At 72.9% G+C, this 17,489-nt stretch carries 18 protein-coding genes and 1 tRNA gene; 12 read left to right on the forward strand and 7 right to left on the reverse strand.

Annotated features, from left to right (window positions below; genetic code table 11):
- Positions 1–37: 37 nt before the first annotated feature.
- The 3 genes from ACZ6A9_RS08810 (at position 38) to ACZ6A9_RS08820 (ending at position 1,958) form a co-directional block, all read left to right on the forward strand.
- Complete coding sequence (locus tag ACZ6A9_RS08810) at positions 38–904, forward strand: bifunctional DNA primase/polymerase (RefSeq protein ID WP_468981031.1); 867 nt, start codon at positions 38–40, stop codon at positions 902–904.
- 89 nt (positions 905–993) lie between these two features.
- Positions 994–1,425: a hypothetical protein gene (locus ACZ6A9_RS08815; RefSeq protein WP_468981033.1), complete on the forward strand. Its 432-nt coding sequence runs from the start codon at positions 994–996 to the stop codon at positions 1,423–1,425.
- Positions 1,426–1,427: 2 nt separating this feature from the next.
- Positions 1,428–1,958 (forward strand): DinB family protein, encoded by a 531-nt coding sequence (locus ACZ6A9_RS08820; protein ID WP_468981035.1) that lies wholly within the window; start codon positions 1,428–1,430, stop codon positions 1,956–1,958.
- A 9-nt stretch (positions 1,959–1,967) separates the two neighbouring features.
- Here ACZ6A9_RS08820 and ACZ6A9_RS08825 read toward each other — a convergent pair whose 3' ends face one another.
- From ACZ6A9_RS08825 to ACZ6A9_RS08840, 4 genes are all read right to left on the reverse strand, one after another.
- A complete protein-coding gene (locus ACZ6A9_RS08825) occupies positions 1,968–2,825 on the reverse strand; it encodes a GNAT family N-acetyltransferase (protein ID WP_468981038.1) in 858 nt (285 codons plus the stop codon).
- Between the two features lie 243 nt (positions 2,826–3,068).
- Positions 3,069–3,506, reverse strand: a complete 438-nt coding sequence (locus ACZ6A9_RS08830) for a hypothetical protein (RefSeq protein WP_468981042.1) — start codon at positions 3,504–3,506, stop codon at positions 3,069–3,071.
- A 107-nt stretch (positions 3,507–3,613) separates the two neighbouring features.
- Positions 3,614–3,700: transfer RNA gene (locus ACZ6A9_RS08835), tRNA-Ser, on the reverse strand.
- Between the two features lie 64 nt (positions 3,701–3,764).
- Complete coding sequence (locus ACZ6A9_RS08840; protein WP_468981046.1) at positions 3,765–5,216, reverse strand: S1C family serine protease; 1,452 nt, start codon at positions 5,214–5,216, stop codon at positions 3,765–3,767.
- 289 nt (positions 5,217–5,505) lie between these two features.
- Here ACZ6A9_RS08840 and ACZ6A9_RS08845 point away from each other — a divergent pair, with 289 nt between their 5' ends.
- The 3 genes from ACZ6A9_RS08845 (at position 5,506) to ACZ6A9_RS08855 (ending at position 8,272) form a co-directional block, all read left to right on the forward strand.
- Entirely contained in the window at positions 5,506–6,336 is an 831-nt protein-coding gene (locus ACZ6A9_RS08845) for a glycerophosphodiester phosphodiesterase (protein WP_468981049.1), read from the forward strand.
- Between the two features lie 264 nt (positions 6,337–6,600).
- Positions 6,601–7,158, forward strand: coding sequence for an ATP-binding protein (locus ACZ6A9_RS08850; protein WP_468981052.1), 558 nt, complete (start codon positions 6,601–6,603; stop codon positions 7,156–7,158).
- Positions 7,159–7,306: 148 nt separating this feature from the next.
- Positions 7,307–8,272 carry a DUF5926 family protein gene (locus tag ACZ6A9_RS08855; RefSeq protein ID WP_468981054.1) on the forward strand — a complete coding sequence of 322 codons (966 nt, stop codon included), beginning with the start codon at positions 7,307–7,309 and terminating at the stop codon, positions 8,270–8,272.
- A 349-nt stretch (positions 8,273–8,621) separates the two neighbouring features.
- On the opposite strand, the gene ACZ6A9_RS08860 is transcribed toward ACZ6A9_RS08855, so the two are convergent.
- Together ACZ6A9_RS08860 and ACZ6A9_RS08865 are read right to left on the reverse strand one after the other, a co-directional pair.
- Positions 8,622–9,149, reverse strand: coding sequence for a hypothetical protein (locus tag ACZ6A9_RS08860; RefSeq protein WP_468981057.1), 528 nt, complete (start codon positions 9,147–9,149; stop codon positions 8,622–8,624).
- Between the two features lie 129 nt (positions 9,150–9,278).
- Positions 9,279–9,944 carry a bifunctional DNA primase/polymerase gene (locus tag ACZ6A9_RS08865; protein ID WP_468981060.1) on the reverse strand — a complete coding sequence of 222 codons (666 nt, stop codon included), beginning with the start codon at positions 9,942–9,944 and terminating at the stop codon, positions 9,279–9,281.
- 505 nt (positions 9,945–10,449) lie between these two features.
- Here ACZ6A9_RS08865 and ACZ6A9_RS08870 point away from each other — a divergent pair.
- On the forward strand, positions 10,450–11,961 hold the full coding sequence (locus ACZ6A9_RS08870) for a PP2C family protein-serine/threonine phosphatase (protein WP_468981062.1): 1,512 nt from the start codon (positions 10,450–10,452) through the stop codon (positions 11,959–11,961).
- Between the two features lie 274 nt (positions 11,962–12,235).
- Positions 12,236–13,693 (forward strand): aminopeptidase P family protein, encoded by a 1,458-nt coding sequence (locus tag ACZ6A9_RS08875; RefSeq protein WP_468981067.1) that lies wholly within the window; start codon positions 12,236–12,238, stop codon positions 13,691–13,693.
- A gap of 75 nt (positions 13,694–13,768) precedes the next feature.
- On the opposite strand, the gene ACZ6A9_RS08880 is transcribed toward ACZ6A9_RS08875, so the two are convergent.
- Positions 13,769–14,236, reverse strand: coding sequence for an ATP-binding protein (locus ACZ6A9_RS08880; protein WP_468981073.1), 468 nt, complete (start codon positions 14,234–14,236; stop codon positions 13,769–13,771).
- A 229-nt stretch (positions 14,237–14,465) separates the two neighbouring features.
- Here ACZ6A9_RS08880 and ACZ6A9_RS08885 point away from each other — a divergent pair, with 229 nt between their 5' ends.
- The 4 genes from ACZ6A9_RS08885 (at position 14,466) to ACZ6A9_RS08900 (ending at position 17,489) form a co-directional block, all read left to right on the forward strand.
- Entirely contained in the window at positions 14,466–15,275 is an 810-nt protein-coding gene (locus tag ACZ6A9_RS08885; RefSeq protein WP_468981079.1) for a hypothetical protein, read from the forward strand.
- A 245-nt stretch (positions 15,276–15,520) separates the two neighbouring features.
- Positions 15,521–16,282 carry a YcnI family copper-binding membrane protein gene (locus tag ACZ6A9_RS08890; RefSeq protein WP_468981084.1) on the forward strand — a complete coding sequence of 254 codons (762 nt, stop codon included), beginning with the start codon at positions 15,521–15,523 and terminating at the stop codon, positions 16,280–16,282.
- Between the two features lie 92 nt (positions 16,283–16,374).
- Positions 16,375–17,031 carry an SCO family protein gene (locus ACZ6A9_RS08895; RefSeq protein WP_468981088.1) on the forward strand — a complete coding sequence of 219 codons (657 nt, stop codon included), beginning with the start codon at positions 16,375–16,377 and terminating at the stop codon, positions 17,029–17,031.
- A complete protein-coding gene (locus ACZ6A9_RS08900; RefSeq protein ID WP_468981094.1) occupies positions 17,028–17,489 on the forward strand; it encodes a copper chaperone PCu(A)C in 462 nt (153 codons plus the stop codon). Before ACZ6A9_RS08895 ends, ACZ6A9_RS08900 begins: the two co-directional genes overlap by 4 nt.

Genomic DNA, 17,489 nt, shown 5'->3' on the forward strand with positions numbered 1-17,489 from the left:
CCTTCCCTTCTTCGAACGCTTGTACGAAAATAGTCGCATGGCCACCACCGACCGGCAGGCCACGACACTGGCCCTCGCACACGCCCTGTCAGCCGCCGAGCGCGGACTGGCCGTCATCCCCCTGTCCCGGACGAAACTCCCGGCCCTGCGCTCCCCGCACCGCGCCGGCCCGCAGCCCGCGGGGCCGCCCTGTCACGGCGAGTGCGGCCGCTTCGGCCACGGCGTCCACGACGCCTCCACCGATCCCTCCCGCATCCGCGCCCTGTTCGCCGCCGCACCCCGCGCCACCGGCTACGGGATCGCATGCGGCCTCCCCCCGCACCACCTCATCGGCGTCGACCTGGACACCAAGACCGGCACGGACGCCCTGGCCGCCCTCCGCGAGCTGGCCCTGCGCCACCTCTTCACCCTCCCCGCCACCGTGATCGTCCTGACCCCGAGCGGCGGCCGCCACCTGTGGCTGAGCGGCCCGCCCGACGTCATCGTCCCCAACTCCGCCGGCCGCCTCGCCCCCGGCATCGACATCAGGGGTGCCGGCGGCTACCTCGTCGGCCCCGGCTCCCGCACCGGCCACGGCACCTACCGGGCCGCCCCCGGCACCGCTCACCTCCCCCCGGCGGCCTGCCCGCCCGCCCTGCTGCGCCTGCTCCTCCCACCGCCCCGCCCCCACCACCCGACACCCCCTTCCGCCGGCAGGCACGGCCAGGGCCTCGTCCAGTTCGTCCTCGCGGCGCACGAGGGCCAGCGCAACACGCGCCTGTTCTGGGCGGCCTGCCGCGCCTACGAGGACGGCATCGGCCCCGCCCTGGTGGACCCCCTGGTCGACGCGGCCCGCACCACCGGCCTGTCCGAACGCGAGGCCCGCGCGACGATCGCGTCGGCCGCCCGCATGACGGGCCACTGACACCACCCTCCTCCCGCCCCGCCCTGCCTCGCCCAGCCCGCCCCGAAAACCGAAAGCGTTGAATGCGCCACCGTTCTAAGGTGCCGACCATGGCACTCGCCCGCGTCGTCCTCTCCTCCGGCCGCTCGGTCGACCTCTCCGAGCTGCGCATGTCGTCGACGTACGGCGGACTGCTCGAGGGGTACCCCTGCAAGCGCCTCAACGACCTCAGGATCGCCGGACTGCTCCGCACCGCCGAGCACTCCTCCCCCCGCACGCCGGTCCATCTGATCCAGCCCCCGCGCGAGTACCCCGACCAGTACGCGGGTGCCTTCGGTCCGGTGGAGGTACTGCCCGCCGTGACCTGCGTCGGCAGGTTCAGCTCCGAGGCCGTCGACCCGGCCCACGACCGCGTCCTGTACCGCTCCCACCTCACCGTGGCCTGGTTCCAGCCCACCCCGCACGTCCCCACGGGCTGCGACGCCGAACCCGCCCTGCGGGACATCTCCTGGGAACTGCTCGCCACCGACGAGGAGCTGTGACGATGCCTTCCTCCACCACGCCCCGCACCGAACTGCTCCGCCTGCAGTTCGACCTGACCTGGTCGCTGTTCGAGTACCACCTGGAGCGACTGGAGCCGGAGGACTTCCTCTGGGAACCGGTCCCCCTCTGCTGGACGGTACGCCGCTCCCCCGGGGGCACCTGGATCCCCGACTGGGCGGACACCGAACCGGACCCCGTGCCCGTACCGACCATCGCCTGGCTGACCTGGCACATCGGCTGGTGGTGGAGCGTGACACTGGACCACGCGCGGGGGCACGCCCCCCGCGAGCGGACCGACATCACCTGGCCCGGCGAGGGCCGGACGACGGTGGAGTGGCTGCGCGGCCTGCGCCAGGACTGGCTCGCCGTGCTCGACGACCTGACCGACGCCGACCTGGACGCCACGGCCCCGTTCCCCTGGCCGGACGACCCGGCGCACACCCAGGCGCACACGCTCGCCTGGGTGAACGCCGAACTCATGAAGAACGCCGCGGAGATCGGCCAGCTCCGCCTGCTGCGGGCCGTCTCCTGACCAGCTCCCTCACGCGAAGTCGTACACCGACCAGTCGGTGAGCGTGCGGTAGCCCAGCCGCTGGTACAGGACGTTGCTGGAGGGGTTGGCCCGGTCCGCGAACAGCACGACGTCCCGCGCGCCCGCCTCCAGCGCGGCCCGGCTCACCTCCGCCGTCACGGCGCCCGCGTACCCCCGGCCGCGCAGCCCGGCCGGCGTGTAGACGACGTCCACCTGCACCTGACCCCCGATCAGCGGGTTCATCCCCGCGACGGCGACGGGCATGCCGTCCGGGGTCTCCCAGAGCGTGTACCGCTTGTCGGCGAACCGGCTCTCCCCCCACGTGCCGACCTCCCAGTCGACCTCCTCACCCACCGCCTCGGCGAACTCCCGGCACCAGTGGGCGGCTTCCTCCACATCGCCCTCGCCCAGGACCCGCCCCCGCCCGGCCGGCAGCGGATCCGGCGGCGTGAGCGTGCCGAGGCGGTACAGCCGCAGCCGCGTGTCCCGCATCCTCGGCGTCACACCGGTACGCCGCTGCCAGGCCCCGGCGAACGCGGTGGCGCCGGCGTGGTCCGCGCTGACCGAGGGCAGAGAGGGCAGGACGGCGGCCAGACGCTCAGCCAGACTCGCCGCCTGTCCCTCCGTCAGCGGGCTGACACCCATCCCTCGCGGCGCAAGCCGGTAGAAGGTCCCCTCCACCGCACCCGCCCGCTCCAGCACCCCGAAGAGAACGGCCCCGCCGAACGCTTCCGCCCCCCGCCTCCGTACCCTCTCCGCCCACGTCAACTGCATGACGTGCGGCCCGGGCCGCGCACGCAGGAAGTCCCCTGCCCGCCCGAGGAAGTCCTCGACGTCACCGGTGAGGTACCAGCCATCAGATCCCATGCCCTCACCCTGCCCCACCCCGCCCGTGCACTCCTCACCTTCCGGTCAACGCCTCCGCCGCCAGGCCAGGACGATCCCGACCGCGGCCGGCACGACCGCCACACCGGCGAACCAGGCCGGCATCACTTCGAGCCCCTTGTACGCCACCGGGACGGCCATGGACATCGAACCTCCTCGGAAACGAAGCACGTGTGGAACGACCCCCGGACACCTACCCGCCTCGGAAGCCGTTCTGCACTGCCGTCAGGAGTTCGCCGTCCCGTCCGCCACCGGTCGGACCCGCCGGTGCAGAACCGCGCCGGCACACACCAGGACGACGGCGAGCCCGGCCGGCAGCAGGACGAGCACGTTGATCGACACGGAGGTGTGCTCCACCACCGCACCGTCGGCGTAGACGCAGGCGCTGCGAAGGGGCCAGTACTCCTGCACGACGGCCGCCAACGCGGCGCCGGAGGCGTTCCGGTCGTCGCACAGTGCGGGAAACGGCCCTCCCAGGGTGACGGAGAGCCACCCGTAGCAGTACACGGCCGCTGCCGAAGCCCCGAAGAACAGAGCGAGCACGGCACAGAGCCTGGGCAGAGCCAGGGGTGAGACGTTCAGCATCAGGACGACGGTCACGGCGCTCGCCGCCGCGACGGCCAGAGCGACGAGCAGCAGCACGCCCACCAGAGGCAGCGGCACCGTGACCCCTCCTCGCGACAGCACGCAGAGCGCGGCACGCCACCCTCTCACGGGAACGGCCCCCGACCGGACATCCAGGTCGGGGGCCGTTCCTCCTGCTCTCAGCGCGGAGGCGGTGGGATTTGAACCCACGGTGACATCGCTGCCACGACGGTTTTCAAGACCGTTCCCTTAGGCCGCTCGGGCACGCCTCCCCGCGCCTGCCGGTGATCGGCGGCGCGGGGACAAGGGTAACGGGTCCGGGGTGCGCGGGTGCGGTCAGCTGTCGCCCACGCGGGAGCCCAGGGTGAGTTCCGTGGTGCGCTCCTTGCCGTCGCGTTCGTAGGTGATCGTGACCTCGTCGCCCGGCTTGTGGGTCCAGATCTCGCCGATCAGGGTCGGCCCGGAGTCGATGACGCGGTCGTCGAGCTTGGTGATGACGTCGCCGGGCTCGAGGCCTGCCTTGTCGGCGGGGCCGCCGGGGTCGACGGGCTCGGAGCCGCCCGCGCCCTGCTCGGTGATCTTCGCGCCGCCCGCCGTCTCCTCCAGGGACACCGACGCGCCGATCTTGGCGTACACCGGCTTGCCCGTCTTGATCAGCTCCTGGGCGACGTACTTGGCCTGGTTGATCGGAATGGCGAAGCCGAGGCCGATGGAGCCGGCCTGGCCCGTGCCGAAGCCACCGTTGCCGGTGGACTGGATCGCGGAGTTGATGCCGATGACGTTGCCCTGCGCGTCCAGCAGCGGGCCGCCGGAGTTGCCCGGGTTGATGGACGCGTCGGTCTGCAGCGCGCTCATGTACGAGGCCTGGCTGCCGCTGCCGTCGCTGGAGGCCACCGGGCGGTTCTTCGCGCTGATGATGCCGGTCGTCACCGTGTTGGACAGGCCGAAGGGCGCGCCGATGGCGATCGTCGAGTCACCGACGGCCACGTCGTCGGAGTTGCCGAGGGTCAGCGGCTTGAGGTCGGAGGGGGCGTCGTCGAGCTTGATGACCGCGACGTCGTAGCCCTGGGCGTGACCGACGACCTCGCCCGCGTACTTCCTGCCGTTCGGGAAGGTCGCCGAGACCTTGCCACCGTCGACGGCTTCCGCCACCACGTGGCTGTTGGTGACGATGTGGCCCTGGGTGTCGAAGACGAAGCCGGTTCCGGTGCCGCCCTCACCGCTGCTGCTCTGGGCCTCGATGGTGACCGTGCTCGGCAGCGCCCTGGCCGCCACGGCGGCGACCGTGCCCGGGTCGCGCTTCACGTTGCCGCCGCTGGTGGACGACGACACGGTGGTCGAGCTGTTGGTGTCGTTCTCCCTGGCCAGCGTGTAGCCGAGGCCGCCGCCCAGACCGCCCGCGACCAGCGCGGCCACCAGGACCGCGGCGACCGTGCGGCCGCGCCCACCGCCGTTCTTCGGTGCCGGCTGCTGGTACGAGGAGCCCCAGCCGCCGTGTCCGGCACCGCCGTCGCCGTAGGAGGGGGTGGCCGGTGGCGGGGGCCAGGCGGGGTCGGGCGCGGAGGAGGAGTGGGCGCCGGCCGGCGGGCCGCCCGGTGCGGCGGGGTCCTGGTGCGCGTCGCCGGCCGGGGTGCCCTGCGGACCGTAGCCCTGCTGTGCGGCAGGGTACGGAGTCGCTCCCGGCCCCGGGTGACCCTGGTGCGCCGAAGCAGCGGGAGCATCCACCGGCGGGGACGGCGGTGCGGACGGGGCCGGGGGGACCGCGTTGCCCTCGTTCTCGGTGCTCACAGCTTTTCTCCTCGATCCACGGCTGTTGTTTCCCGGTCGCACTCGGACCCGCTCGTTCACGCACGTCCACGGGTCCGGTGCGAGGCAGCTGCGCTGGTCACTTTGTATGACGTCAGCTTTTCCCACGGGCCGTCAGGGCACCATAAGCCGTTCCTGTGGGTCCGGGGCCATTCTTTATATAGGGCATTACTCACGTAAGGCGCGCCACCCGATGCCTCCGACCGGACGTCCGCACCGTTCACGCCACTCCGGGCACACGTCTACCCGGTCACGGTGGCACCATGACGCGGTGACCCACGCACGGCAGCACCGGACCCGAGTCGTCGCACACCGCGGGGCGTCGGAGGACGCCCCCGAGCACACCCTCGCCGCGTACCGCAAGGCGATCGAGGACGGTGCGGACGCACTCGAATGCGACGTACGCCTCACCGCCGACGGCCACCTCGTGTGCGTGCACGACCGTCGGGTCAACCGTACGTCCAACGGGCGCGGTGCGGTCTCGGCGCTCGAGCTCTCCGATCTCGCCGCCCTGGACTTCGGCTCCTGGAAGAGCCGTGACCCCTCCGGCGGGCCGCGCGTGGAGGAGCCCGACTGGGAGCACCGCCCGGAGGACCGGGAGGCCACCTCCGTCCTCACCCTGGAGCGGCTGCTGGAACTCGTCTCCGACGCCGGGCGCCGGGTCGAGCTGGCGATCGAGACCAAGCACCCGACGCGGTGGGCGGGGCAGGTGGAGGAGCGGTTGCTGCTCCTGCTGAAGCGGTTCGGGCTCGACACCCCGGCCGCCCCCGAGGACTCGACGGTGCGCGTGATGAGCTTCTCCGCGCGGTCGCTGCACCGGGTGCGCGCCGCCTCGCCGACCCTGCCCACGGTCTACCTGACCCAGTTCGTCACGCCGCGCCTGCGCGACGGGCGGCTGCCCGTCGGCGTGGGGATCGCGGGACCGTCGATCCGCATCGCGCGCAGCCACCCCGCCTCCATCGAACGCCTCAAGGAGGCCGGCCACCAGGTGCACGTGTGGACGGTGAACGAGCCACGGGACGTGGACCTCTGCGTGCGTCTCGGCGTGGACGCCATCATCACCAACCGCCCCCGCGCGGTGCTCGACCGACTCGGCCGGTGACCACACGGTGATCGCTTCTCGCCACTTCCGTCCCATCCGCCCCAGGAAATAACCGCAGATGTCTTGACCCCGCCCATGAGCCGGGCGCATCCTCGCATCTCGGCCACACCGATGAATTCCAGCCACACGGTTACGGGGAGTGCTCCGGCGCGTTCGGTGCGTGTTCGATCGTTTCGAGTGCGTCACCCCTCATGGATCGGCCGGTTTCCGGTTCAGGCCAATGGGGCATCCACTCCGTGGCGTGGGGCGAAGGAGGTCTCGGGGGTGGCGTTGGTGGTGGCACAGGAGGTGCCCACGTCGTCGAGCATGGCCGTTCCCCATGGCCCTGCGGGCGTGGGGAAGGCGAGGCACCGTATGCGCACGCAGCTGCGCGACGGGGGCGTGGCGGACACGGTCATCGACGATGCCGTACTGATCCTTTCCGAGCTGTTGAGCAATGCGTGCAAGCACGGCCGGCCACTCGGCGGCGTGCCTGCCGGGGACGGCGACGTGCGCGCCGCGTGGCGGGTGGACCCGTGCGGCCGGCTCGTCGTCGAGGTCACGGACGGCGGCGGTCCGACCCGCCCGGCGCCGGCGACCCCCTCGGTCACGGCGCACGGCGGGCGGGGGCTGAACATCATCACCGCGCTGGCCGACGACTGGGGCGTGCGCGACGAGGTGCCGGGCGAGGTCACGGTGTGGGTCGTCGTCCACGACGACGTGTACGACCCGGACGCGGCAGCCTCGCACCGGCGCGAGGACTTCGCGGCACGCGTGACGGCCCCGCCGGTCACCCGCATCACCGGGCTGGACTTCGCGGACGTCTTCGACGACCTGGACTGAGGACGGCCCTCGGCCGAGGACATCCCCGGCCGAGGGCGGGACGGCGTGTTGACGGGACGGCCCGTTGTCCACAGGTTCCCGCCGGTCGGGGCGCGAACGGCTAGGCTCGCGCCCGTACGAGACGAGCCGTAACCGGGAGACACCCACGATGGCCAAGAAGCGACCCCAGACGAAGGCCAAGCGCCCGCAGCTCACGGACGGGCAGATCCCGGTCGTCGGCGCCCGCGAGCCCTGCCCCTGCGGCAGCGGCCGCCGCTACAAGGCGTGCCATGGCCGTGCCGCAGCGCACGCCGTGACCGAGCTGGTGCACCGCCCGTTCGAGGGTCTGCCCGGCGAGTGCGACTGGGTGGCGCTTCGCGAGCTGGTGCCGGCCGCCACCGTCGAGCTGCCCCTCAAGGACGGTCTGCCCGAGGGCGTCCCGTCCGTGACCCTGGCCACAGTGCTTCCGATGGCCTGGCCCGCGCTGCGCCGGGACGACGGTTCGGTCCTGCTCGGCCTGCAGAACGACACCTCCTCCGGGGACATCAGCCGCGACCTGGCCGACACGCTGCAGCGTGCGCTCGCCGCCGACCCGGGCACGCCGGTGCAGGCGCGGCGCGCGCCCGCCGACGGCCCCCGGCTGCAGGACCTGCTGGATCCCGACGGCGCGTTCGAGCCGGTGGTGCACAGCGGGTTCGAGTTCTGGGTCCCGGACCCGGAGAACGCCACGCCGGACGTCACCGCCTCCCTGGAGCGGGCCAACGCCGCGGCCATCCCGACCGTCAAGCTGTCGGGCGTGGACTCCGCGTACTGGTGCGAGACACCTGAGAAGAACCACCTGCGGTGGGTCATGCCGCACCCCGAGGAGCAGCTTCTGGACGCTCTCGCGCGCCTGCACGCGGCCGGCCGTTCCTCCCTCGGCGAGGGCACCCGTCTCGTGGGCTCCTTCCGCGCTCACGGGCTCACCGTGCCGGTCTGGGACCTGCCCAGCGGAGTCGGGGCCGACGACGTGGAGAAGCCGGCCGCCGAGTTCGCCGAGCGGCTCACCGCCGCACTCGCCGAGGACGCGCCGCTCACCGCCGACGAGCGCCGCGCCCGCGGCGGCCTGACGAACCGCCAGGTCACCCTCAGCTGAGGCACCCGCGGACCGGGGGGTTCCGCCGGCGGCCGGCCGGCGGAACCCCCCGCGTCACGCCTCAGCGTCCGAACGCACAACTCCCCTCGCGTACAAGCCAGTCGGTGACCGGAAAGCCGAGATCGAATTTGCGAACCGCCGATATCTTGTTACCGTTCCATTAGCCCGGTTGCTGGTGCATCCCCCGTCGCCAGCAACCGGGTCTTTGCGTGCCCACCGCCGCTCACGCAGCGCGACCGCCGGTCCACGGCGCGTCTCCGCCCCGTCCACGGTTCGCCTCCGTCCCGTCACGGCTCGTCTCCGCCCGGTCCACCGGCCGTCGACACCGTCAACCGGTCTTCCCGGTACGTCAGTTGGTTCCGGCGCGCAGCAGCAACCGCTCTCCCGCGGTGCGGTCCGCGAACTCCGCGATCGCCGTGTACCGCGCGAGCCTCCCGGATCCGCGCTCGCGCGGCGTTTCGCACAGGGCGGGTTCGTCGCCGGTGTCCAGGACGCAGTGTGTCAGCACGGTCCGGCCGTCCGGACCCATGAGGCTCAGCGCGACGGCCCGTTCCTCACCGCCGGCGTCGCGGTAGTAGGTCCGCGCCCGGACGGTGTCGCCCTGCGCCACCACACAGGTCCGCGCCTCGATGCCGTCGGGGGAGGAGAGCGCGGGCCCGCAGCGGACGGCGGTGGATCCGTGCGGGCCGGGCGGCGACGGGTCCGCGGCGGGCGGCGTCCGCGCCTTCCCGTCGCCGGGCTCGGCGGCTTCGGCTTCGCTGGGTGAGGAGCGTCCGTCGCTGGGTGAGGAGCGTCCGGAGTCGTGCGGCCGTCCGGCGCCGCCCGCGGGCTCCGCCCCTGGGGGCGGAGCGACCGCACAGGCCGCGGCGGCGCCCACGACGGCGGCGGCGAGGGCGACGAGCGGAGCTCTTCGGCCGGCCCTGACGCGGTCCCCGGCATGACGCGACGTGCCCCGGGAAGACAGCGCCCCGGGGCGGTCGGCCGGCGCCGCGCGCGCCGGTTCGGGTCACATCTCGGGTGCGCTCACGCCCGTACGGGTGAGGGCCTCGACCACGGCGTCCACCACGGCTTCGACGCCGGGCACCCAGGGCGAGGCCGAACCGGGCAGCGGCGCCCGCTCCCAGCGGACTCCGCCCTGCGCCGTCTCGGACGGGGGCAGGGCGAGATAACCGCCCTCGCCGTGGAAACGCAGGGAGCCGGGGACGAACTCCTTGGCGTACAGCAGCTCGCCCAGCTGCTCCATGGAGTACGGCTGCACCAGGATCGACCAGCGGGTGGGCGAGGCGACGACCGGCCCCAGCCGCATGCCGTGGTGGTCGAGGGCCCCGAGGGCGCGGGCGGCCGGCACGGCGGGCAGGGACACCGCGCACGGGGCCCTGCCTCCGGTGGCGAGGATGATCGGCGCCGCGGGCCGGTTGCCCCACCACCAGCGCACCATGCGCGCGTCGGTGGTGGCGGCGAGGAGGCCGGGGTCGAACGGGTGGGCACCCGGCACCGTGCACTCGGGGTCGGGGCAGCCGCAGCGGGACCGGCCCTGCGGGTCGGCCGTCACGCCGGGGAGTACGGGCCACCGCCACTGCGCCGCGTAGGTCAGGGCCGCGCCGATCAGCTCGGGCCCGCCGTCACCGCGCCGGGACAGGAGCCTGCGTCGCCTTCCGAGGATCTCGCGCATGAGCGCTCGTTCCTTTCCGTTGCACGCCTGGCAACACCGTGGTCCAGATCACGTCATGTGTCGATCACTTCACTGTGCGTACCTGTTGGCGCATCACACCCCCGCGCCGGGCAGGGGTAACCCCTCCGGGCCGAGCATGGGCTGCCTCCGCGGCCGCTCCACCCGTACCGCGTCTGTCAGAAGTACGGGCGTGGCGTGGGGGTGGCGAAGTCTGGCGTTTACCGTCGCGCGTGGTTCTCTCCGCCTCCGCCACGGGAGGATGGGGCACGGTCGTCGGTGGTTAAGACGCCCGGGTCCGTCGCCAGGTTCCCGAGCGGTTACCCACCACTCCTGGACTTCACCGAGTACGTACCCATCACGACCGCTGTGACGCTTCCGTCGAGCAAGGCCAGTCGACCGCAATATGCCTCCCCCTGAGGCAGTTTCAAGCCAACTTCGCTTTTCGGCAAGGGGTCTGCGGGGAGTTCCCTTCAGTCTCACAGACACCAGGAATCCCAGCAGGACAATGCTGGACATCTCCTCACGAGTACGTGTACATGTGGAGACACTGCCGGCGACGCAGAATGACATGGGGGTTCGCGATGCTTTCGAGCAGTACGTACCGGTCGGAAAGCCGGACGCCATGAACGCCCCGCACCCGCCGAAAGTGGCCGGAATCGATTCAACGGTTCCCGCACCGGCCCACACTGTCGCGTCCGTCACGGGTACCTCTCCGGCCCCGGTGGCAAACATCCATCACGCGCCGGGCGCGCTGCTCCAGGACCGTCTGGCGGGCTGGGTCTCCGACCTCACCACCCTCCACGAGCTGACAGAACGCCTGGTCCGCGCGGGCACGCTCGACGAGGCGCTCCGGGAACTGCTCCGGGCAGGAGCCGCGCTGGTCGGCGCGCGGCGTGGTCTCGTGGCCCTGGAGCCCGCCGACGGACTCGGCCCGGCCACCACCGTCGGCCTCGGCCTGGCCCGCTCGGACCTCGGCCACCTCGAGACGGTGCCGCGCAGCTCCCTCTCGTACGGCAGGATCCTGGACGGTCTGCCCGGCGCCGACGACGGCATCAGCGAACCCGACCTGTTCGGCGAGCAGGGGCTCGACCCCCAACACCGCGAGGTCGCCGCCCGCCTCGGTTACGCCGCCAGCTTCGCCCTCCCCCTCACCACCGGGGCCGCCGGACGCCTGGGCGCCGCGGTGTGGCTCTACGACGAGCCGGCCGAGCCGTCGAAGCGGCAGCGCCACCTGGTCGGCCTCTACATCCGTCAGGCCGCCGAGTACCTGGGCCGGCTGCTCGAGCTCGAGCACACGCGCACGTCCATGGCCACGATGACCGAGGAACTCCTGCCGTCGCGCCTCCCCCGGGTCGCCGGCGTGCAGCTCGCCGCGCGGCACCGCACGTCCCCGCGCGGCGGCGGCGACTGGTACGACGCGCTGCCGCTGCCGGACGCGGCCCTCGGTCTGGCCGTCGGGTCCGTCACCGGGTCGGGGCCCAGCGCGGTCGCGGCGATGGGCCGGCTGCGCGCGTCGTTGCGGGCGTACGCCGTGATGGAGGGCGAGGACCCGGTCGCCGTCCTCTCCGACCTGGAACTGCTGCTCCGGCTCACCGAGCCCGCCCGGTCGGCCACCGCCCTGTTCGGCTACTGCGAGCCCGCCCTGCGCCGGATCACCCTCGCCGGGGCCGGACACAGCCCGCCGCTGCTGCTCGGGGACCGCCGCACGGAGTTCGTCGAGACCTCGGTCTCCGCGCCGCTGGGCATGCTCGCCTGCTGGGAGGCGCCGAGCGTGGAGGTCCAGGTGGAGGCGGGGGAGACAGTGCTGTTCTACACCGACGGCCTGCTGCACCGCACCGGCGACCCGACCGACCGGGCCTTCGCCCGGCTGCACGCCGCGGCGGCCGGAGTACCCACGGCCCTGCGCCGGGACCCCGGCGCCGTAGCCGACCACGTCCTGCGCGCGGTGCTGCCGGAGGGGGCCGGCACCGCGGACTCCACGGAGGACGTGGTGCTGCTGGCGGCCCGGTTCGAGTGACGGCCCGGAACCACCCGGTGCCCGTGGCCGCGTCCTGACGGGCCCTGCCCGGCCGCCGCCTGGTCCGCGCGACGCACGCGGTCCCCGTTGTCATGAGCCGGTGCGCCGGCGGGAGCGTCGTGCGGCCCACCGCCCGGAGGTGCCGTCGCGCCACCGTGCCTCCGCCGGCGGTCGTCCACGCGTGGGTCGTCGGTAACAGGCACAGCGCCGGTTCGTCCGTTTCCGCCCGACCGTACGATGGGGGTGGTCCAGTGCCGTATCGAGGAGGATGACCGTGGCGGAGGAGCTGCCGGAGACCCCGGAGACTGCCGAGGAGGAGCCCGTCAAGCAGCGCAAGAACGGCCTGTACCCGGGCGTGTCCGACGAGCTGGCCGAGAGCATGAGGAGCGGCTGGGCCGACACCGAACTGCACGACCTGGAGCCGATCGCGCAGGCCGCCGAGACGGCCGCCCGCCGCGCGGCGCTGTCCGCCCGCTTCCCGGGCGAGCGTCTGGTCGTCCCCGCGGGCAACCTGAGGACCCGCTCCAACGACACCGAGTACTCCTTCCGCGCGTCGGTCGAGTACGCGTACCTCACCGGCAACCAGACGGAGGACGGCGTCCTCGTCATGGAGCCCACGGCCGAAGGCCACGAGGCGACGATCTACCTTCTGCCCCGCTCCGACCGTGAGAACGGCGAGTTCTGGCTGGACGGCCAGGGCGAGCTGTGGGTCGGCCGCCGCCACTCCCTCACCGAGTCCGAGAAGTTGTACGGCATCCCCGCCTCCGACGTGCGCGAACTCGCCGGGACGCTGCGCGAGGCCACCGGCCCGGTACGTGCGGTGCGCGGCCACGACGCCGGGATCGAGGCGGCACTGACCGACAAGGTCACCGCCGAACGCGACGAGGAGCTGCGCGTCTTCCTCTCCGAGATGCGTCTGGTCAAGGACGACTTCGAGATCGGCGAGCTGCAGAAGGCCGTCGACTCCACCGTGCGCGGCTTCGAGGACGTCGTGAAGGTCCTGGACAAGGCCGAGGCGACCAGCGAGCGCTACATCGAGGGAACGTTCTTCCTGCGCGCCCGCGTGGAGGGCAACGACGTCGGCTACGGCTCCATCTGCGCCGCCGGCCCGCACGCCTGCACGCTGCACTGGGTCCGCAACGACGGCCCGGTCCGCTCGGGCGACCTGCTGCTGCTCGACGCGGGCGTGGAGACGCACACGTACTACACGGCCGACGTCACCCGCACGCTGCCGGTCAACGGCCGCTACAGCGAGCTGCAGAAGAAGATCTACGACGCCGTGTACGACGCCCAGGAGGCCGGCATCGCGGCCGTGCAGCCGGGCGCCAAGTACCGGGACTTCCACGACGCCGCGCAGCGCGTGCTGACCGAGCGGCTCGTCGAGTGGGGTCTGGTGGAAGGCCCGGTCGAGCGGGTGCTGGAACTCGGGCTGCAGCGCCGCTGGACACTGCACGGCACCGGCCACATGCTCGGCATGGACGTCCACGACTGCGCCGCCGCGCGGACCGAGACCTACGTCGACGGCACCCTGGAGCCCGGCATGGTGCTCACCGTCGAGCCGGGCCTGTACTTCCAGGCCGACGACCTGACCGTGCCCGAGGAGTACCGGGGCATCGGCGTCCGCATCGAGGACGACATCCTCGTCACCGAGGACGGCAACCGGAACCTGTCCGCGGGACTGCCCCGGCGGTCGGACGAGGTCGAGGCCTGGATGGCCGGCCTGAAGGGCTGACCCACCGCACGACGACGGCACGGCCGGGTACGCGCTCGCGTACCCGGCCGTCGCCGCGCCGGGGTGCGGCCGTTCCTAGACGGCGACGAGCGGGGCGTCCTCGCGCCACTTCAGGATCTTGTCGAAGCTCACCACCGCGCCGCCCCGGCCCGGCTTGTTGCCGAAGTGCACGTGGTCGGCCAGCTCCCGGATGAGACAGAGGCCCCGGCCGTTCTCGGCGTCGGACGGCGCCGGACGGACCGTCGGCCGGGGGCGGCCGCCGGCGGCCGCGGCGGGAAAGCCGGGGCCCGCGTCGGTGACCTCGATGCGGCACTTCTCCCCGTCGAGGTAGGCGGTCACCCGGTACGCCTCCGAGGTGCAGCCCCGTGCGGTGTCCCCGCCGTGCTCGACCGCGTTCGCGCAGGCCTCGCTGAGGGCGATCGAGAGGTCGTAGGAGATGTCGGGGTCGACGCCCGCGGTCTCCATGGTGCCGAGCAGCAGGCGCCGGGCGAGCGGCACACTGGCGGCGTCGCGCCGCAGATGGAGTGACCACCAGATGCTCATGCTCCAGCCTCCTGGCTGCGGCTCGACATACCGTTACGTATTGCCCTGAGTACTCACTTGTAAGCGTGAAGTTGACGTGACGCCGCCCATATGGCGGGTGTGACGTGATAGCGACCGGTACATGTGGCGCGACTCCGCGCGTCCCGGGCAGAGGTGATCTTACGGTCGTACCTCATCTTGCGGACCTGCCGTACGGCGAGCGGAGGGCCGGTGCGATGATGAGGCCGCCATGTCTGCCCCCCCTCCGCACACGGTGCGCTCCGGACGAGGCGTCCGGATCCTGCGGGCCGCGGTGTTCGCCGCGGTCTGTGTCGTGCTGGCCGGGGCAGGCCACACCCTCGCCTCCCGCGCCGCCGTCCCGCTGTGGACACTGGGCGCGGGATTCCTCGGCGCGGTCGCGATCGCCGCGCCGCTCGCCGGACGCACGCGCTCCCTGACAGGCATCGCGGCGATGCTGGCGCTCGGCCAGACGGCACTGCACACCCTGTTCGGACTGGGACAGCACGGCGCACCCGCCGCGGGTCCGTCGTCCGCGCTGTCCGACGCCGCGCTGGTCGAGCGGGCCGCGCGGCTGCTGTGCGGAACCGCCGCGACGGGAATCAGCCCCGCGCGGGCCGAGCGCGTCCTCACCGACGCGGGGATCCACCCCGGCGGGGCGGACGCCCATGCGGCGGACGCTGTAACGGCCGGCCCCGGTTCGCCCGCGGCCCTGCTGCCGTCGCTGCCGATGCTGCTCGGCCACGTCCTCGCGGCGGTGGCCGCGGGATGGCTGCTGCGCCGCGGCGAGCTGGCCCTGCTGCGGCTGACCGAGCTGTCGGCGCACGGGGTCGCCGAGGGCGCCCTCGTACGGTCCCTCCGCGCGGCGCTCGCCCTGGTGCGCGCCCTGCGCGCCGGTCTTCCGGGAGCACCGCAGGAGGCCCCGCGTCGGGGACGTGCCGCCCTGCTCACGGCTCCCGTGCCCCGGAGCCCCGCGCTCCAGCACACGGTGATCCGCCGGGGCCCGCCCGCCGCCGCCCCCGCATTCGCTCTCGCCGCCTGACGCGAGGCGACCGCCACTCCGCAACCTCCGGGTCGGCGAGGCCCTCCGGGCTTCCGGCTTCCGCCCTTCTGAGCTTCCGGCTTCCGGGCTTGCGGTGAGGAGAGGCGACGCCCGCGCGCGGCCCGCGCGTGTGCGTCCGTCGCCCGTGTGCGTCCGGGGCCCCGTCGTGAAGGCGGACCGTCCGGCCGCGCCCCGGCGTGTCCTCACCGTCAGCGAAACCTCGATCGAAGCGGAGTGCTTCTGCCGTGAAGGCTTCTCGTATCACCGCCACCGCCGCCGTCGCCGGTGCCACCGTCCTCGCCCTGTCCTCCCCCGCCCTCGCGCACGTCAGCGTGCAGCCCGAGGGCGAAGCCGCCAAGGGCGGCTACGCGGTCCTCGGCTTCAAGGTCCCCAACGAGCGGGACAACGCCTCGACCACCAAGCTCGAGATCAACTTCCCCACGGACCACCCGCTGGCCTCCGTGATGCCGCAGCCGGTCGAGGGCTGGGACATCCAGGTCACCAAGTCCAAGCTGGACAAGCCGCTCGAGATGCACGGCAAGAAGATCGACGAGGCGGTCTCCAAGGTCACCTGGACCGCCAAGGGCGACGGCATCGAGCCCGGCTTCTTCCAGAAGTTCCCTGTGTCCGTCGGCACTCTTCCCGAGGACGCCGACGAACTCGTCTTCAAGGCCCTGCAGACCTACTCCAACAAGGAGGTCGTCCGCTGGATCGAGGTGCCGCAGAAGGGGCAGGAAGAGCCCGGCCACCCGGCTCCCGTGCTCGCCCTCTCCGCCGCCACCGGGGACCACCACGGCGCCTCCGGCGCCGACAAGGCCTCCGACTCCGGCTCCGACTCCGGCTCCGACTCCGCCTCGGCCGAGAAGGCGTCCGCCCGGACCTCCGGCGACGGCGACTCCGGCGGCACGGACACCACCGCCCGTGTCCTGGGCGTCGTCGGCATCGTGGTCGGCGCGGCGGGCGTCGCCTACGGCGTGCTCGCCGGGCGCCGCCGCACCACCGCCTGATCCCCCGCTCCTCCCCACCCTGCGCACCGGGGCCATCCGCTGCCCCGCGCCGGCCCCGGTGCGCGCCCAGCACTCACTTCCAGGAACCATCCATGCGCAAGAAGACCTTCGCGGCGGCAGCCCTGCTCGCCGCCGCCTCCCTCACCCTCTCCGCCTGCGGCAGCGGCAACGACGGCGGTGGCGACCCCGTGGCCGTGGTGTCCGAGGAGGCCGGCGCCGAGAAGGCGGCCACCGTCCTGGACAAGCCGTTCGAGAAGCCCGACCTCGTCCTGACCGACACCCGGGGCGAGGAGTACGACTTCCGCGCCGAGACCGCAGGCAGGCCCACCCTCATCTACTTCGGCTACACGCACTGCCCCGACGTCTGCCCGCTGACGATGAACAACCTCGCCGTGGCCAAGAAGCAGCTGCCCCAGGACCAGCAGGACAAGCTGCGGATCGTGTTCGTCACCACCGACCCCGAGCGGGACACCTCCGCCGCGCTCGGCACGTGGCTCAAGGGCATCGACCCCCAGGTCGTCGGCCTGACCGGCGACTTCGCCACCATCCAGGCCGGTGCCCGCACCCTCGGCATCACCATCGACCCGCCGCGCAAGGACGACAAGGGCAAGACCGTCTCCGACCACGGCACCCAGGTCATCGCCTTCTCCCCCGAGACCGACGGCGGTTACGTCCTCTACGGTGAGGACGCCACCGTCGAGGACTACACCAGGGACCTCCCGAAGCTCATCAAGGGCGCGAAGCCGTGAGGCGCCTGGCGGTGACGGCCCTGGTAGTCGCCGGGGCGCTGACGCTGGCCGGGTGCGGCGGCTCGGACGGACCGGGCTCCGGTGACGGCGGGGCGGACCTGTCCGTGGACTCCGCGTACATGCCGCAGCCGGTCTCGGACATGGCCGCCGGCTTCCTCACCATCACCAACGACGGCGACGCCGCCGACCGGCTGACCTCGGTCACCAGCGACGTCGGCGAGGTCACCGTGCACGAGACCGTGGACGGCGCCATGCAGCAGGTCGAGGCACTCGACATCCCGGCCCACGGCAGCCTGGTGCTGGAGAGCGGCGGCAACCACCTGATGTTCGAGCAGCTGAAGCAGCGGCCGAAGCAGGGCCAGAAGGTGTCCGTCGAACTGCGCTTCGACCACTCCGACCCCGTCACGGTCGAGATCCCGGTGAAGCCCGCCACCTACACCCCGAAGACCGGACACTGA

The sequence above is a fragment of the Streptomyces sp. NPDC041124 genome (assembly GCF_055592385.1).

Bases quoted from the DNA above. Each gene is read 5' to 3' on its own strand.
- ACZ6A9_RS08820 (WP_468981035.1), top strand. From the start codon at position 1,428: ATGCCTTCCTCCACCACGCCCCGCACCGAACTGCTCCGCCTGCAGTTC.
- ACZ6A9_RS08870 (WP_468981062.1), top strand. From the start codon at position 10,450: ATGCTGGACATCTCCTCACGAGTACGTGTACATGTGGAGACACTGCCG.
- ACZ6A9_RS08855 (WP_468981054.1), top strand. From the start codon at position 7,307: ATGGCCAAGAAGCGACCCCAGACGAAGGCCAAGCGCCCGCAGCTCACG.
- ACZ6A9_RS08815 (WP_468981033.1), top strand. From the start codon at position 994: ATGGCACTCGCCCGCGTCGTCCTCTCCTCCGGCCGCTCGGTCGACCTC.
- ACZ6A9_RS08825 (WP_468981038.1), bottom strand. From the start codon at position 2,825: ATGGGATCTGATGGCTGGTACCTCACCGGTGACGTCGAGGACTTCCTC.
- ACZ6A9_RS08880 (WP_468981073.1), bottom strand. From the start codon at position 14,236: ATGAGCATCTGGTGGTCACTCCATCTGCGGCGCGACGCCGCCAGTGTG.
- ACZ6A9_RS08865 (WP_468981060.1), bottom strand. From the start codon at position 9,944: ATGCGCGAGATCCTCGGAAGGCGACGCAGGCTCCTGTCCCGGCGCGGT.
- ACZ6A9_RS08895 (WP_468981088.1), top strand. From the start codon at position 16,375: ATGCGCAAGAAGACCTTCGCGGCGGCAGCCCTGCTCGCCGCCGCCTCC.
- ACZ6A9_RS08810 (WP_468981031.1), top strand. From the start codon at position 38: ATGGCCACCACCGACCGGCAGGCCACGACACTGGCCCTCGCACACGCC.
- ACZ6A9_RS08885 (WP_468981079.1), top strand. From the start codon at position 14,466: ATGTCTGCCCCCCCTCCGCACACGGTGCGCTCCGGACGAGGCGTCCGG.